11 protein-coding genes, 7 pseudogenes and 1 other annotated feature are annotated in these 14,697 nt (G+C 48.8%); of the genes and pseudogenes, 8 read left to right on the top strand and 10 right to left on the bottom strand.

Annotated elements, in window-relative coordinates; translation table 11 throughout:
• The 7 genes and pseudogenes from CF596_RS10855 to CF596_RS10825 all read right to left on the bottom strand — a co-directional run.
• Positions 1–686 (bottom strand): annotated as a pseudogene (locus tag CF596_RS10855) (IS3 family transposase); the annotation flags it as partial.
• 9 nt (positions 687–695) lie between these two features.
• Positions 696–1,103, bottom strand: coding sequence for a RidA family protein (locus CF596_RS10850; protein ID WP_197704861.1), 408 nt, complete (start codon positions 1,101–1,103; stop codon positions 696–698).
• A 30-nt stretch (positions 1,104–1,133) separates the two neighbouring features.
• Entirely contained in the window at positions 1,134–2,516 is a 1,383-nt protein-coding gene (locus CF596_RS10845) for an FAD-dependent oxidoreductase (protein WP_096902451.1), read from the bottom strand.
• Positions 2,517–2,881: 365 nt separating this feature from the next.
• Positions 2,882–4,429: an IS91-like element ISPps1 family transposase gene (locus tag CF596_RS10835; RefSeq protein WP_011117152.1), complete on the bottom strand. Its 1,548-nt coding sequence runs from the start codon at positions 4,427–4,429 to the stop codon at positions 2,882–2,884.
• 108 nt (positions 4,430–4,537) lie between these two features.
• Complete coding sequence (locus tag CF596_RS10830) at positions 4,538–5,062, bottom strand: hypothetical protein (RefSeq protein WP_347337703.1); 525 nt, start codon at positions 5,060–5,062, stop codon at positions 4,538–4,540.
• Positions 5,045–5,131: pseudogene (locus CF596_RS15020) on the bottom strand (FAD-dependent oxidoreductase); the annotation flags it as partial. The gene CF596_RS10830 and the pseudogene CF596_RS15020, both read right to left, overlap by 18 nt.
• Positions 5,132–5,274: 143 nt before the next feature.
• Positions 5,275–6,759: pseudogene (locus CF596_RS10825) on the bottom strand (Tn3-like element IS1071 family transposase); the annotation flags it as partial.
• Between the two features lie 197 nt (positions 6,760–6,956).
• Between CF596_RS10825 and CF596_RS10820 the strand changes: the two are divergent.
• Positions 6,957–7,178, top strand: a pseudogene (locus tag CF596_RS10820) (type II toxin-antitoxin system RelE/ParE family toxin); the annotation flags it as partial.
• A gap of 170 nt (positions 7,179–7,348) precedes the next feature.
• Positions 7,349–8,584 (top strand): annotated as a pseudogene (locus CF596_RS10815) (IS3 family transposase).
• Positions 7,624–7,740: a sequence feature (AL1L pseudoknot), on the top strand. It overlaps the preceding pseudogene by 117 nt.
• A gap of 155 nt (positions 8,585–8,739) precedes the next feature.
• On the opposite strand, the gene CF596_RS10810 reads toward CF596_RS10815, so the two are convergent.
• A complete protein-coding gene (locus CF596_RS10810; protein ID WP_096902448.1) occupies positions 8,740–9,141 on the bottom strand; it encodes a helix-turn-helix domain-containing protein in 402 nt (133 codons plus the stop codon).
• Position 9,142: 1 nt separating this feature from the next.
• Positions 9,143–9,433 (bottom strand): type II toxin-antitoxin system HigB family toxin, encoded by a 291-nt coding sequence (locus CF596_RS10805; protein ID WP_000558186.1) that lies wholly within the window; start codon positions 9,431–9,433, stop codon positions 9,143–9,145.
• 429 nt (positions 9,434–9,862) lie between these two features.
• Here CF596_RS10805 and CF596_RS10800 point away from each other — a divergent pair, with 429 nt between their 5' ends.
• The 3 genes and pseudogenes from CF596_RS10800 to CF596_RS10790 all read left to right on the top strand — a co-directional run bounded on the left by CF596_RS10800 (position 9,863) and on the right by CF596_RS10790 (position 11,816).
• Positions 9,863–11,095 carry an ATP-binding protein gene (locus CF596_RS10800; protein WP_071320611.1) on the top strand — a complete coding sequence of 411 codons (1,233 nt, stop codon included), beginning with the start codon at positions 9,863–9,865 and terminating at the stop codon, positions 11,093–11,095.
• A 20-nt stretch (positions 11,096–11,115) separates the two neighbouring features.
• Positions 11,116–11,391: pseudogene (locus CF596_RS10795) on the top strand (HNH endonuclease signature motif containing protein); the annotation flags it as partial.
• A 275-nt stretch (positions 11,392–11,666) separates the two neighbouring features.
• On the top strand, positions 11,667–11,816 hold the full coding sequence (locus tag CF596_RS10790; protein WP_225554346.1) for a hypothetical protein: 150 nt from the start codon (positions 11,667–11,669) through the stop codon (positions 11,814–11,816).
• A 256-nt stretch (positions 11,817–12,072) separates the two neighbouring features.
• Here CF596_RS10790 and CF596_RS10785 read toward each other — a convergent pair.
• Positions 12,073–12,403: pseudogene (locus CF596_RS10785) on the bottom strand (DUF4236 domain-containing protein).
• 208 nt (positions 12,404–12,611) lie between these two features.
• Here CF596_RS10785 and CF596_RS10780 point away from each other — a divergent pair.
• From CF596_RS10780 to CF596_RS10770, 3 genes are read left to right on the top strand one after another with little or no spacing between them, the layout of a single operon-like run.
• Complete coding sequence (locus CF596_RS10780; protein WP_096902447.1) at positions 12,612–13,478, top strand: WYL domain-containing protein; 867 nt, start codon at positions 12,612–12,614, stop codon at positions 13,476–13,478.
• Positions 13,479–13,488: 10 nt separating this feature from the next.
• Complete coding sequence (locus CF596_RS10775) at positions 13,489–14,100, top strand: DUF1819 family protein (RefSeq protein ID WP_096902446.1); 612 nt, start codon at positions 13,489–13,491, stop codon at positions 14,098–14,100.
• A gap of 17 nt (positions 14,101–14,117) precedes the next feature.
• On the top strand, positions 14,118–14,693 hold the full coding sequence (locus CF596_RS10770) for a DUF1788 domain-containing protein (protein ID WP_096902453.1): 576 nt from the start codon (positions 14,118–14,120) through the stop codon (positions 14,691–14,693).
• Positions 14,694–14,697 lie beyond the last annotated feature (4 nt).

Genomic DNA, 14,697 nt, shown 5'->3' with positions numbered 1-14,697 from the left:
CTGATTTGAATGCCATTTGATTTCAATACATCAATAAATGCATCACTGGTGAACTGACTGCCTTGGTCTGTATTAAATATTTCAGGTGATCCATATTTTTCAATCGCTTCATTTAAAACCGAAATACAAAAATCCACCTCCATACTAATCGATACCCTATGCGCAAGTACCTTGCGGCTATGCCAATCAATCACAGCACATAAATAAACAAAGCCTTTTGCCATAGGGATATACGTTATATCCGTAGACCACACTTGATTACTGCGCTGAATAGCCAATCCTTTGAGCAGATATGGATATTTACGGTGAGCTTGATTAGCCTGGCTTAAATTTGGTTTGCAATATAACGCCTGAATACCCATTTTCTTCATTAAAGTACGTGTATGACGTCGTCCTATATGATGCCCTTGACGATTCAACAAATCACGCATCATACGACTGCCTGCAAAAGGATATTGCATATGTAATTCATCAATACATCGCATCAGCTTCAGATCTGATGAGCTAACAGGTTTTGGGCGATAATAATAACAACCACGGGAGACTTTCAGCAGCTTAGCTTGCTTAGATACTGAAATCTGAGAAGAAGACCGTACCTCCCCCAGAACACGGGAGGTACGGTCTTTTTGCTTCAGCACCGGTGACGCTTCACGCCGAATCGCGATACCGAAGCGGCTGCCCCGCAAATGTGCTGCTTAGACGCGGCATCGGGCGATACCCGCAATCTCCACCACAAGCCCCGGGATAGCCAGCCCCGCCACACCAAGCGCGGTCCACGCGGGATACGGCTCCTTGACGAAGGTATCCTTCACCTGCGGAAACCACTCCAGCATCGAATCCACTCCGATATGGTGACTTGTGAGCGACACGAGATCAGTGAAGTCGAGCCCAGCTGCGTGTAACACCTCGCGCATTCCCTCAAAAGCCAGTCTCGCCTGCTCCGCGGGTTCCTCGGGTGCCTCCCCGTGTTCGTCGAGGCCGATTTGCCCTGAGATGAACAGGAAGCCACCCGCCTCATAGGCGGGCGAGTAGTGATAGTCCGTGTACAACTCCCTCATTGACTCCGGGATGATCGGCTGCCCGACTGCGAGCGAATTGGCCATTGTTTTCTCCTTAGTTTTTCTGGCCCGGGCTTAGCCCAGACGCGCGATGATGTCGGTTGCCGCGATCTTGCCGGCGCGAAGTGCGCCCTCGATATAGCCAGACCACATCGGCGCTGCTTCCGTACCTGCGAAGTGGATCCTGCCCGCTGATCCCCGCAACGCGGAACCGGAGCTGCTCAACAATCCGGTGGGCATGAAGGTGACGGGTGCGCCGCCGGTCCATGGCTGCTCGGTCCAGTCAGTCTCGTGGTAGTACACCGTGTCTCTTGCCTTCTCTCCGATATTGGTCACGAGCATGTCAATAAACCGGGCTTCGCGCTCTTCCGGCGTAAATGAGTGCCATAAATCCAGGTGCTTGCCCCCGATGAAGCCCACAATCGTTGCGAGGGAGTCGGAGGGCTTACTCCCGTCAAACACCCAGAAGGCAAGATCTCCACAGACAAACGCGGCGCCTGAAAGGTTCTCCTCCTGCCAGAACGCGTCTCGATAGCGAACCTGAATTTTCGCGAGTCGCCCCATCGGCGCGCGCGCCTGCAACTGTGCACGCTTCGCGGGGAGGGGCTGATCGAAGATCATTCGTGACGCGTCGCTCGGTGGGGTCGCCAAGATCACGTACTTTGCGGTGAGTCTGCGGTCGCCAGAGGAAACCACTACGCCAGAATCCTGCTGCTCAATGCTCGTCACCGGCCAGTTCAGGTGCAAGTTGTCACCGAGTCGGTCTGCGATGAGCTCCGTGACCTGCCCCATGCCACCAACAAACCAAGCGATCTGTGCGCCACTTCGCGTACCAATGAGCGATTCAATGCCCTCGCCCTGATGCACGAAGTATGCCCAGTACGCCATCGAAACCTCAGTGGTGTTCGCGCCGTTGAGGATGTTGACCATCACCTCGTGAATCATTCGAACCTCGTCGCTCGAAACGTTTTCATCGAGCCACTGCGCGACGGTCATGCCGTCCAGCGCTTCCACCGCTGGCGAAGCCCACGGTGCTTCCCAGCCCAGACGGGCACCCGCCTCGTCAAGCAATTCAAACGACCTCGTGAGTTCAGCGGTCCAACTCGCCGATGCCGGGGCTTGATCTTCTTCTCCGACGGTAACCTGGCCGTTGAAGACGAAGATGTCATTGCCCGGCTTGATCGAGGAGACGGTCTCGAGCCCGAGTTCCTCGCCCAGTTCGGGCAGGAGCACATGTGTCTCGCCGATCCACTGACCGCCAAAATCGATGGGCCCTCCCTGGGCCTCTGTTTTACTGGACCAGGTACGCCCGCCGACACGGTCCTTGGCCTCAACGAGCTTGACGCTGATCCCGCGATCGTGCAGCAGCTTTGCTGCATACGAACCCGACGGCCCGGCACCGACAACAATTACGTCGGCATCATAGGATGCCGATTCTCGGTTGTCATTGACACTCATGGTTCTCTCCTTATTACTCTTCTCATGGTTCTCTCCTTATTACTCTTATTGACGGATATGAAATTCAACCGCATGAGGCCAAGTATGGCACGAACGGATAGGAAATTCAACCGCATGAGGCCAAGTATAGCACGAACGGATAGGAAATTCAACCGCATGAGGCCAAGTATGGCACGAACGGATAGGAAATTCAACCGCATGAGGCCAAGTATGGCACGAGTTTTGGGCCTCGAAACACGTTCGGCCAAGGAAGGTTGAGCGCTCGCTTGCCGCTCAATGGCAAGAGCTTGGGAGGCAGTATGCATTTGGGCCTGGCGCGCGCGCAGCTGCTTCCCCGCAGCGATGGATACCGCCGCTTCACTGGGTCACCAATTGACGCGCTGGTCTACCTCGTCGGGTTGAGCTGCCAGATCCCAATCCGGCTCGCCTTGCGCACCATCATCCACCGGCGCGTCGCAGCCCTCCCACAGCGGTGGCCCGCGTGCCGGGGTGATGTGCGGGGGGGCAGACTCCACCCCGATGTGGTTCAGGATGTGGCGGATTTCGGCGCTGTGGGTGATGAAGGCAATGATGCGCATCTGCCCACCGCACATGGGGCACAGCAGCGGAAATGCCTCGTAGATGCGGGCAATCAGCACCGCCCACAAGTAATGCGCCGCTCGCTTCGGGCGTGCTTCAGGTTCGGGTGTGGGTGTGGCCGCGTTGCCCGGCGCCGCCACCCCAGGTACGCCCGCGCCAGGTTGTGCAGTCTCCACCGTGGCTGGTTGCGACGCAGCAGGCTGAGCCAGCGCCGTTACCGCCGCTCTCAGCGGCGAGTTTGGTGCCAGCACACCAAAGTAGCGGTGCCGGTGGGTGCGTGGCGGTGGCACCAGCGCGGCGATGCGGTCGATCAGTTCCAGCGGTGTGAGGTGCAGCTCATCTGCCTTGGCACCACGCTTGTCACTGGTGGGCTCGCTGCGCTGTTTGGCACAGCGGTACACCAGTTTGCTTCCCTCTTTGCGTAGGCGCTCCATGGAAAACGGTGGACGCGCGCAATAGCGCAGCAGCCGCTCCAGCGCAGCGCGGTCGTGGGCTTCGATGCAGACACCGGCGTCCACCGAGAAGCCGCTGTGTTTGTAGCCCAGCATGTCTTTGGCGTCACAGTTCTCCAGCAGGCCCCGAGCAACGAAGGCGCGCAGGATGCGTTTTTGCAGTGTGGTCTGCACTGGGGCCACGGTAGCCGCATCGATGCCGGTGGCCGCGTGAAAGATGACACCCGGCGATGAGATTCGAGGGGTCGCATCAGCATCGCCCTCGCCCTCCACTTCCTCAAACACCCCGTCCACCACACAAACGTGGAAGTGGACGTGTTCATTGAGGCTGGAGCCGAATCGGTGAATGAAGGCGATGGCACCGATGTGCAGGCCTGCCTTGTCCATATGGGCCGCACCGGGGCTGTGGGTCTGCAGAGTTTGTGCGATCACCCGCAGAAAGATGCGCAGCACCATGCTCAGCACCGCTCCGTCGCGTTGCATGAAGTACCGCAACCTCTTGGGCACGGAGAGCACCCACTGGCGCACCGGCAGGCGGGGGAAAACGTGGTCGCTCAGGTGTGCCGCCGTCTCCACCATCCGCCGCGTGGTGCACGAGGGGCAGACTCCCCGGCCTTTGCAGGAGAAGGCTACAAAGTAGTCGTGCCCACAGTCGCCGCAGCGAGCGCGGGCAAAGCCATGGGCAAAGATGCCGCACTCAAGATACTTGGCAAACGCTTTGCGCACGAAGGGCTTGGGGGTGTGGTGGTCGCCCTGGCCGTCGAACTGACCCGCGCTGGCCAACTCTAGCCAGGTCTCGTAGTGCTCGGCTACCATTTGGTAGAGCAGCGTGCGTTCGGGGTGGCGTGGGTTGTAGAGCTTGGGCTTGGAAGTGGCTGACATGAATACTGTACAAATGCACAGTATTCTGCGGCGATTGTTTGGGTACGCAAAGCACAAGGCCCGAACCGTCGCCAGTTCGGGCCTTGTCAGGGTAGCTTGGCTGCGGACTTACTTGCGCGCAGGCGGCACATCCGTGCAGCTGCCATGCGCCACTTCCGCCGCCATGCCGATGCTCTCGCCCAGCGTCGGATGCGGGTGGATGGTCTTGCCGATGTCGACAGCGTCCGCACCCATCTCGATGGCCAGGGCGATCTCGCCGATCATGTCGCCCGCATGCGTGCCGACCATGCCGCCGCCCAGGATCTTGCCGTGGCCCCGGCCAGCATGGCCGTCTCCTGATCCTGCTTCGGGGCTGTCGTCGAACAGCAGCTTGGTGACGCCTTCGTCGCGGCCGTTGGCAATGGCGCGGCCCGAGGCCGCCCAGGGGAACAGGCCCTTCTTGACCTTGATGCCCTGCTGCTTGGCCTGGTCTTCGGTCAGGCCCACCCAGGCCACTTCGGGGTCGGTGTAGGCCACGCTGGGGATCACGCGGGCGTTGAAGGCGGCGCTGGCCAGTTCCTTGTTGCCCTGCAATTCGCCGGCGATCACTTCCGCCGCCACATGCGCCTCGTGCACCGCCTTGTGCGCCAGCATGGGCTGGCCCACGATGTCGCCGATGGCGAAGATGTGCGGCACATTGGTGCGCATCTGGATGTCCACGTTGGGGTCTCCTCGTTTTCAGTGCAATAAGTGACGGTACGAAAAGCTAGCACTGGCGCGGAGGTGGTGTTGGTAGATCGTTGATTTCATTGACTTTCCTGTTCACTTTCAAATCTGCGATTCGTGGCGTCAAACCGTGGTCGGTTTCATCCATTGGTGCCAGTTATCGATGCATTTGGCCGCGAAGGCAGGATTTGGTCAGCATAGCGGTCAACCGGGAAGCGAAACACACCCCGCAAGTTGATGCTCTCCAGCCTGGTGGGCGCAATCTTCTCGATCAGTTCCGGTGGAATGACCTGGCGGCGGTTCGACCAGCGATCCAGGACCGCCTGCATCTGTGAGGTATTCCACGCCATCACGATGTTGGCCATCAGGCTCAACGCATCGGCCACAGCCTGCATTTCATCGACACGTTTGGCCTGCGCCGGGCTGATCCGGCCGGTATAAATGGCGCGCTTGAGGGCGTTAACAGCCTCGCCCCGATTGAGCACCCGGCGCAACTCGTTCCTGAAAGCGTCCTTGACAAAGTAGTCAGCCAAAAACGCCGTACGCAGCAACCGCCCCAATTGCACGCCAGCCTCATAGATTGGATCGCCCTGGGCGGCAGAACCGAACCGCGCAAGAGCTGCCACCGCACTGGCATGTCCGCTCATGACCGAGGCTGCCAGGTGCACCAGACTATCCCAATGCTTTTCGATCAAAGCGACGTCGACATTGGCTTCGCACACCGCAGCGATTTCTGCGGGCACTTTGGTGCCGCGTGGCACAAAGAGGTGGCGCTGTTTGAGTTCCTTCAACCGCGGGCAAAGATCAAAACCAAGCAAACGGGCATGTGACATGGCAAAGTCGGTGTAGCCATGGGTATCCACAGCAAGCTGGCTGGTCTCCAGCTTTTCTTGGCGGATGACACCTTCAATGGCCACGCCCGCCTGGCGCTCATTGAGCACAAAGGGCTGCGCATGGAAGATGCCCCACCGGTCTTTTACATGGGAGTAGATTCCAATGGAAGGTGTGTTGCGCCGAGGATCAAGCCGGGCTTGCCACACCCGTTTGGTGGTCTCCATGCTCATCATGTCAGAAGATGCCAAATCGGACCGCCCCCAGGTGGCGGCAATCGGGTGTCGCTGCATGAATTCCAGCACAGCCTGGCAGGCCTGGCTCAGACGCCGTTCGTCCCGCGCCCAGCGCATGGCCTGGCGAATGCTGGTGGCAGACAATTGCGGAATCATGCGCGCGCATTCGACCGCAGTCAGACTGGTGCCGTGGGCCATGATGCCGGCATAGACCATCAGCAGCTCGTCGGTAGAGCGCGGCTCACGTCCGAGCATGATCCAGCTAAAGCGCACCTGGGCGTCAACGGCCAGAATCACTTCCGGCAATTGAACCTCACCGATGCGGTGATCCAAAGCCGCGCGCAGCTTGGTCACTTCTGGGTCTTCGTCCTCTGCGGGCAATGGCGACAAATGGAGTTCATCATCCACGCGCAGTACGCCACTGCGGGCTGCAGCGGCCACCGCATCGACACCGGCAGTTACTCTGGCCAGCAAAGGCTTCAAGAAAGTGGCAGCCTTGCTGGGTAACGATAGACGGGCATAGTGTTTCTTGGACTCTGCCTGCCAACGCTCGTCCGTGTAACACTAAATATAAAAAAAGTGGAAGAATAATTTACTAAGTTATTGTTTTTATGTTTATGCTTGTTTTATATGTGTATGAGAATAACTTCTGATTACTAGTTTTTACCTGAAATATACCGATTGAAAGATTCTGATATGTGCTGAAAAAACAGGAGGTTTTAAATTGGTAAACTATACATACTCATCATGATTTTAAGCAGCCATTGAAGAAGAAGTTGATCAAGGTATTGGAGAATCCTCGCATTCCCAAAAACAAGCTGTCAGGACATCCTAATCGCTACAAGATCAAAATTCGCAGCATTAGTTATCGTTTGGTTTATGAAGTCATTGATGATGAAGTAGTTGTCCTCGTGATTGCTGTAGGCAGACGTGAAAACAATGCTGTCTATGATGATGCCAACTCTCGTCATTCATAAATGATGTAATGCCCATAAGCTGATAGTGTCTATGAAAACACTCAAAGTAGGTAAGTTTCAGTAACATACTCATCTTATTCGGTAACGACAGTCAGTTTCCTGTCCGAGCTGAACCTAGTATGAACCGTACCGGGTTTGTCGGAGACCATTTTTCTTGAGAGAATGTCCCGATGACAAAACCAAAATATACTCCTGAAATCAGAGACAGAGCGGTTCAATTATTGATTGAATCCGAAAAAGATTATCCTTCTACTTGGGCTGCAATCACAGCAATTGCACCTAAAATTGGTTGTACCCCTGAAACACTACGTTCCTGGCATCAAAAATATTTGGATCAACAAAATCCAGTTAAAGTACAGCAGCTTTCAGATCAAGAACGTATTAAACAGCTCGAACGTGAAAATAAAGAGCTGCAACGTGCCAATGAAATTCTACGCAAAGCAGCCGCTTTTTTCGCCCAGGCGGAGCTCGACCGCCCACACAAATAATGATGGATTTTATCCATAATAATAAAGAGCCGTACGGAGTCGAGGCGATTTGTAGGATTTTACCTATCGCACCTTCAACTTATTACCGGACTCTAGATCTCTGCGATGAGAAGCATTGCTTCGCAAGGGAACATCGAGCGAAACGAGATCTACATGATCAACATCATGCTGAACAGATTAAACGTATTTGGAAAGAAAGTTCAGGTCGTTATGGTGTGCGCAAAGTCTGGCAAAAACTAAGACACGAAGGCTATGTTATTGCACGTTGTACAGTTGCTCGATTGATGCAACAGCTAGGTATACAAGGTGTTTGGCGTGGTAAGAATAAACAAACAACGCGTAGCCGAGATGATCAAAAATCAGCAGATGATTTAGTAAAACGCAATTTTAAAGCTGATCATCCTGATCACTTGTGGGTGGCCGACTTCACGTATATTCAAACCAATTCAGGCTGGGTCTATACCGCATTTATTATTGATGTGTTCTCACGAGCAATTGTTGGATGGAAAGTATCAACACGGATGAATACCGACATGGTGCTCGCTGCACTTGAGCAGGCATTGCATGATCGAGGAATGCCAAATAACGTGATTCATCATAGTGACAGAGGCGTACAGTATCTTTCAATTCGCTATACCAACCGTTTAGAAGCAGCGAATTTACGAGCATCAGTCGGCACTACGGGGGATTCATACGATAATGCATTGGCTGAAACAGTGAATGGGTTGTACAAAACAGAGGTGATTGAATATTTAAAAGCAGATTGGCGTGGTTTGGGTGATATACAACTTGCCACATTAAATTTGGTAGATTGGTTCAATAAAGAACGTATACATAGTTCACATAGGTTATGTATCACCTTTTGATTTTGAAGCGATGTACTATGATAAAATTAACCCGTTAGGTCAGGTGGCCTAACTTAAACAAAAAGTCTCCGACAAACCCGGTACGGTTCATTTTATATACTCTAGGACTTACGCACTATCATTTATAGATTCTCTGGGCTTTGTTGCACAAAGATTTGAAAGGCAAAGTACCCCTAATTGAGCCAAATTTCCTGATCCACCTCTCTTTTAGAAAAACGTATCTGCCGATACATTAAACCGCTCAGACAATGCCTTAATATGACGAATATTCAGTTGGCGTTTACCACTTAAAATCTCAGAAATCACTGATGGTGTTGCAACCTCTGTTAAGTCAGACTGACCTAAACCATGTTGCTCCATCAAAAAAGCCAAAGCAGCACGACCGTCCCCTTTAGGCATAGGAAGATGCTCATTTTCATAATCAGAAACCAAATCACCAAGCTGATGAGTAAGCCCCATTAAAGGATGGGACTCGTCATCACCAACAGTATCTAAAAGTTCATCTAAAGCTTCAACAAGTGTATGAAAGTCGTCTTCATTTTCTGGCTTGCTGAGCAATGGTGCAACGTAGTGCCAGTGGTCTACGGCCTGTTTAATCATCGCGTTCATACTAACCTTCCTTCCAATGACCTTTGTCATATTCTTTATGGTACAAGACATCACGGATATACACACGTTTTGCTTGATACATCACGACTGCAATAAGTCGGATCTTGTTCCCGCCAATATCGAATACATGGAACTTTCCAACTTTATCGACCTCTGGAAAGAGATGTTTCATCTCAGCAAAATCTTTCGGATCGTTTGCCTTTATGGTTCGATACCAACCATCTAATGCCGTTTCAGCCTGTGGCCACTTTTGCATTGCTTCTATAATTCGAGTGTGGGTGATCACATGCATAACATTTTATCGCATTTTGCAATATTGAATGGCTAGGATGAATAAAGCGCCACACGGAGCTTTATTCATTATCAAAATGCACTTAATCTGATGATCTTAAAAAATAAACCTTTTAGCATTTCATGCGCAATAAGGCTGATACCATTAGCACAACAAAAATGAGTTCCACTCTAGTTAACATCTTAGTTCCATTTACTTTTCACTTAATTTATATAGCCGTTAAGTCGTAGCATTAATGAAATAACATGACATGGAAAATAATCAAAAAAGATAGAATCTAGATTTTTGTTACATTTACTATCCGCATACTTTAACAGCAGCTTTGAGTGTTTCACTTAACCTTTAAATTTTTTTAAAATTAAATATATTTACATATACGTTCTAAAATTTGATAGAATTTAGTAAAACTTTAGATTCTAAGTGTAAATAATGAGAAGCGCTAATATTCGACGTGATGGCTACTTAAAATTTCTGAATACATGGCAAGACCGTGATGTCATTAAAGTACTTTCAGGTGTGCGTCGCTCTGGAAAATCCACCTTATTGGCGATGTTTCAACAAGACCTAAAAGCACAGGGGGTACAAGCCGAAAACATCATTGCCATCAACTTCGAATTTATGGAATTTGAAGAACTCACCGATTACCGTAAACTACATGATTATGTATTGTCCAAAGTTGATAAAAGTAAAAAAAACTATGTTTTTTTAGATGAAATACAACATGTTACAAATTTTGAGAAAGTAGTCGACTCTTTATATGTTCGGGATTATATCGATTTATATATTACAGGCTCAAATGCATTCTTTCTAAGTGGAGAACTTGCGACTTTACTTACAGGACGCTATATCGAGCAACATGTTCTACCTCTGTCATTCCAAGAATTTAAACAGTGGCATATTGAAAATAATCCGATCATCCAACAATTATCCAATCGTGATTTGTATGCCATGTATACGCGCAGTAGTTTCCCTTATACGCTTGCCATGACTAGCCAGCAGGAAACTTATGATTACTTGCAAGCGGTCTATGCCAGTGTAATGTTTAAAGATGTTATTCCCCGTTTGAATACTGCCGATATTAATTCTCTCGAGCGTGTCGCAAGATATTTGGCAAGCGTGACAGGCTCACCTATTTCCATCAATAAAATTAAAAATACCTTTGTTTCAAGTGGGGTTAAAATTTCATTTGAAACAGTGAAACGCTATATTCAGGGCTTACAGGACAGTTTGTTATTTTATAGTGCCGCACAATTTAAAGTACGCGGGCGTGAGTTATTACAATCCTCTGAAAAATACTATTTAGTTGATGTCGGATTGCGCCGGATTATGTTGCCTGATGCTAATGCTGATCAAGGTCATATCTTAGAAAATGTGATTTATCTTGAGCTTGTCAGACGAGGTTATACGGTCTATGTAGGGCGGGTTGATGAATATGAAATTGATTTTGTTGCTGTCGATACTTTACAGAATTTAACTTATTATCAGGTGGCATTAGAAACGCTCAATGAGGAGACACTCAGCCGAGAGTTACGTCCATTACAGAAAATTTCTGATTCGTATCCCAAATATTTACTTACCTTAGACACCATAGGGACTGAAGCCAATTATAATGGTATTGTAAAAATGAACGCTCTTGATTGGTTGCTGTCTGAAAATAAATAAAGTGGAGTGTAGGCATCGACAATCCAATTTCTCGATCAAAGCCCAAGGCCTTTTCAGCATTAACCAAAAATTTGCTTAAGCATAATTTTCTAGTGGGTAATCATAACTTTTGCCCCATTTGTGATGGATTAATCTATCTCGATTCTACTGAATCGGATCATAGGATTACCAAAGCCGCAGGTGGGCAAGGTGTGCTAGAAAATGGTCTGCTGGTTCATCTGCTCTGTAATAGAAGAAAATCAGATATCAGCTTAGAGGAGACTAGAGCGGATTTGTTTGACGAGCTTTTGTACTAATTTATCAGCAAGATATGGCTTTGGTCTGGCTGATTTACCCTAACCAGCCTTGCAAGTCATGGTTAGTCAATACTCTTGTTCTTAACCTGAACATAACGCCTAAACGATCCGATTCTATAAAGTTGGATCGTTGATTAAGCCGTTTTTAAGGACTGATTTCTATATATACAGGGGGCAGTCCTTTTAATATCACTTTGATTCATCGTATTGAAATATTGATGTTACAAAATAGTACTATTCATGTGATTGATTTAAATCAAATAGGGGATTGCAAAATGAAAAGTTTACTAACAACATTACAAGGCTTATTAGTACGTGAGCCGTCAGATTTAACCTCACAAACAATTGCTAAAATGGATTTAACCATTCATCGCCAATACCAAGATCAACAGGTGATACTATTACGTACTGACTATTTAGAATAGTCTGAATAATTAAAAAAACACACAAAATAATGAAGCTATAAAAAAGCTCCTTTAAAAAACCGCAATTCATTAAAACTACAACAAAACTTACTTTTAAGCTGTGCGATCATCAATATACTGTGAGCCACAGTCGCTGATTTAAATATAGAGTAGTAGCGAGAATCGCGCTGTAGTTTCTGAAGGATCTTAATATCCTTAGTTTGCCCACTCACCCATGTGGGCATTTTTTTTTGATCAAAATACAATGTTGTTTTTGCTAAAAAATGACGGCACCCACAATAAAACACAATATTCCAAAAATAATCCAAGGCCAGATCTTTGTCTTCGGTTGTTCTAAATTCTGAGGATTATATTCCGTGTGTTCTAGCGATGTCGGTTGTGGAACACGGGTCTTTTTAGAGTAAGGCTGGTGTTTAGAGTAAGATAGTCCCGTACCTGGAATACCGACACTGGTTCGCGTACCTTTTTTCCCCAATATTTAGAGAAGCACCAGGTTTGCCAATGCTGGCACTGCTGATGCCTTTATGGGTCAGATTAATTTTAAAACCCGGGAATAATTTAATACTTTTACGAAATCTAAAACCCATATTGCTCTCATTCTAAAACTTAGCTCAATTCACGCGCTATACTAGGATCCATGATCTGCTAGAGATCGTACTTTGACGGCTATCATCAGGATACTAGTATATTTTTTATCTGGTGATTGCAATACTACCTTTAAATACCGTCAAAAATGTTTACTGTATATTTGCTGTAGGGTAATCTTAAAGCTGCTATTTATTGACTGATTGGTATATGACGACAGATAAGCATGAAGTCCTGCTACGAATGCGAGCGATTGAGCTGCTTGCTTACTGGGAAGGTCGTTTGGTTACCAATCGTTTAATGAGCTGGTTTGGGCTCAGTCGACAGCAGGCTTCTGCGGATATCAAGCGTTACAATACGCTGTATAACCCAGATGCCTTGGTCCATGATCCCTCCGTAAAAGGCTATGTGCCTAAAGCCACGTTTCAACCGGTGCTGACTACCGTACATATCAATGAATATCTCAATATGCTGTCAGGTTTGGTTAGTGAATCGCATACCCTGATTGCGACACCAGAACCGAATCTTGCAGCAGTTCAATTACCTGATCGCAGTGTACGTCCTGAAGTGATTCGGGAAGTTTTGCGTGCCTGCCGCAACCAAAGTACTTTAAAAATGATTTATGCCTCGATGCAGAATCCGCAGTGGCATGAACGCATCATTTCCCCACACACCCTGGTGTATACCGGTTTTCGCTGGCATGTCCGTGCCTATTGCCATCAGAGCAAGCAGTTTAAGGACTTTTTACTCTCCAGAATTGATCGCACACCTGTTGTGATGGCGATTGAGTCAGTAGACCCTGCTCAGGATCAGCAATGGCATGAAGAAATTGTACTGACGCTGATCCCGAATCCAAAATTGAATGCAGCTCAAAAAGCTCTGGTCGAAAAAGACTTCGGCATGCCTGATGGCAGATTACAGATTCCGGTGAAAAAAGCCCTGGCTCACTATACTTTGCAGCGATATCAGGCCGCGATCACGCTGGCTGAGGCGGATGATGCCTTGAAATATCCCTTGGTACTACAACGCTCAGATATCGAAAAGCTGTCATCTTACCTGTTTGATCAAGCTTCATAGGAGATTGGCTATGTTAGAACAATTTCATTATGACAGTGACCTGATTGGTGGCTCACTGATGGTACGTGAAAGCCGGCTGATCGCGGATCTGTTATTACGAGAGGCGACTCCAGAACAATGGCATCAGGCCATTCAGATTGACAATATTCTGCAAAAAAGAACTGCGGCTTCGGCGCAACGCAATGCCACCGCTATTCGTAAGCGTCTGGAGCGCTTGGAGCCTGATTTCTGGAAAGCACTACGTGATGGGGATGATGAGCTGGCGACCCAGGTGGCTTTTTGTGGCGCATTGGAACGCAACCTATTGCTGCTTGAGTTTATGGAAACAGTGATGAGAGAGGCCTATATCTCACAGGCTCAATACCTGGACAGTTATATCTGGTCAGACTTTCTGGATGAGCGTTCACAACGAGATCCGGATATCTGTGATTGGAAAGAGTCCAGCAAGAAAAAAATGGGGCAGGTGGTGTTTCGCATGCTGGCAGAAGCCGGTTACTTAAAAAGTACCCGTAAGCTGGAGTTGCAGCGTGTGATCGTCAGAGCAGAGCTGCGTAGCCTGTTGGAAGAACATTATAAACAACGCATTAAAAGATCTATGGAAGTGTCGCTATGGACGCGGTAGTTGTAGAGGGGGCAGCAATGAATCAAAAAATACATGAGCGTCTGAATCAGATTCCAGAGCGAATACTTTCCACCGAGTTTATCACCGGTCAAGGATTGGGCAATGAAATTGGCTTCTGGATTTTTGATTATGCACCTGAAGATGAGTTGAAAGTGCGCGAATATCTGCATTTTCTAGACGGGATGCTGGAGAAAAAACACAGTCAGCTGAAGGTGGTGAATATCAACCTGCTGCAAGCCGTGGTGGATTATCTGGCTGAGCGTAACTTCATCGATAAAGCCATTCAAATGCAAAAAGTCAAAGGCGATGAGGCGCTGCTCAAAGCGCTGAAAGGCCCACTGCATATGGATAAGTTCGCACCCTATCTGGTGAGTAAATATGCCACCAATGCGCAAGATATTGTGTTGATGACTGGGGTAGGGTCGGTTTGGCCACTGTTACGTGCCCATCACTTATTGAACAGTTTGCATTCGTTACTGGGGCATAAGCCAGTGGTGCTGTTTTACCCAGGTTATTACGACGGTCAGGCGATGAGTTTATTTGGAAAAATTCCAAGCAATAATTACTACAGAGCATTCAGATTAGTGCCTTAAACAC

The organism is Acinetobacter sp. YT-02 (genome assembly GCF_002412355.1).
Lineage (GTDB): Bacteria > Pseudomonadota > Gammaproteobacteria > Pseudomonadales > Moraxellaceae > Acinetobacter > Acinetobacter towneri.
Note: the sequence above shows the minus strand (reverse complement) of the source record. Positions and strands in the feature narration are given on the sequence as shown.

Coding starts and splice junctions, on each gene's coding strand:
- CF596_RS10790 (WP_225554346.1), top strand. CDS start 11,667: ATGAAAAGTTTACTAACAACATTACAAGGCTTATTAGTACGTGAGCCG.
- CF596_RS10845 (WP_096902451.1), bottom strand. CDS start 2,516: ATGAGTGTCAATGACAACCGAGAATCGGCATCCTATGATGCCGACGTA.
- CF596_RS10850 (WP_197704861.1), bottom strand. CDS start 1,103: ATGGCCAATTCGCTCGCAGTCGGGCAGCCGATCATCCCGGAGTCAATG.
- CF596_RS10810 (WP_096902448.1), bottom strand. CDS start 9,141: ATGAACGCGATGATTAAACAGGCCGTAGACCACTGGCACTACGTTGCA.
- CF596_RS10830 (WP_347337703.1), bottom strand. CDS start 5,062: ATGCTGGCGCACAAGGCGGTGCACGAGGCGCATGTGGCGGCGGAAGTG.
- CF596_RS10770 (WP_096902453.1), top strand. CDS start 14,118: ATGAATCAAAAAATACATGAGCGTCTGAATCAGATTCCAGAGCGAATA.
- CF596_RS10800 (WP_071320611.1), top strand. CDS start 9,863: ATGAGAAGCGCTAATATTCGACGTGATGGCTACTTAAAATTTCTGAAT.
- CF596_RS10780 (WP_096902447.1), top strand. CDS start 12,612: ATGACGACAGATAAGCATGAAGTCCTGCTACGAATGCGAGCGATTGAG.
- CF596_RS10835 (WP_011117152.1), bottom strand. CDS start 4,429: ATGTCAGCCACTTCCAAGCCCAAGCTCTACAACCCACGCCACCCCGAA.
- CF596_RS10775 (WP_096902446.1), top strand. CDS start 13,489: ATGTTAGAACAATTTCATTATGACAGTGACCTGATTGGTGGCTCACTG.
- CF596_RS10805 (WP_000558186.1), bottom strand. CDS start 9,433: ATGCATGTGATCACCCACACTCGAATTATAGAAGCAATGCAAAAGTGG.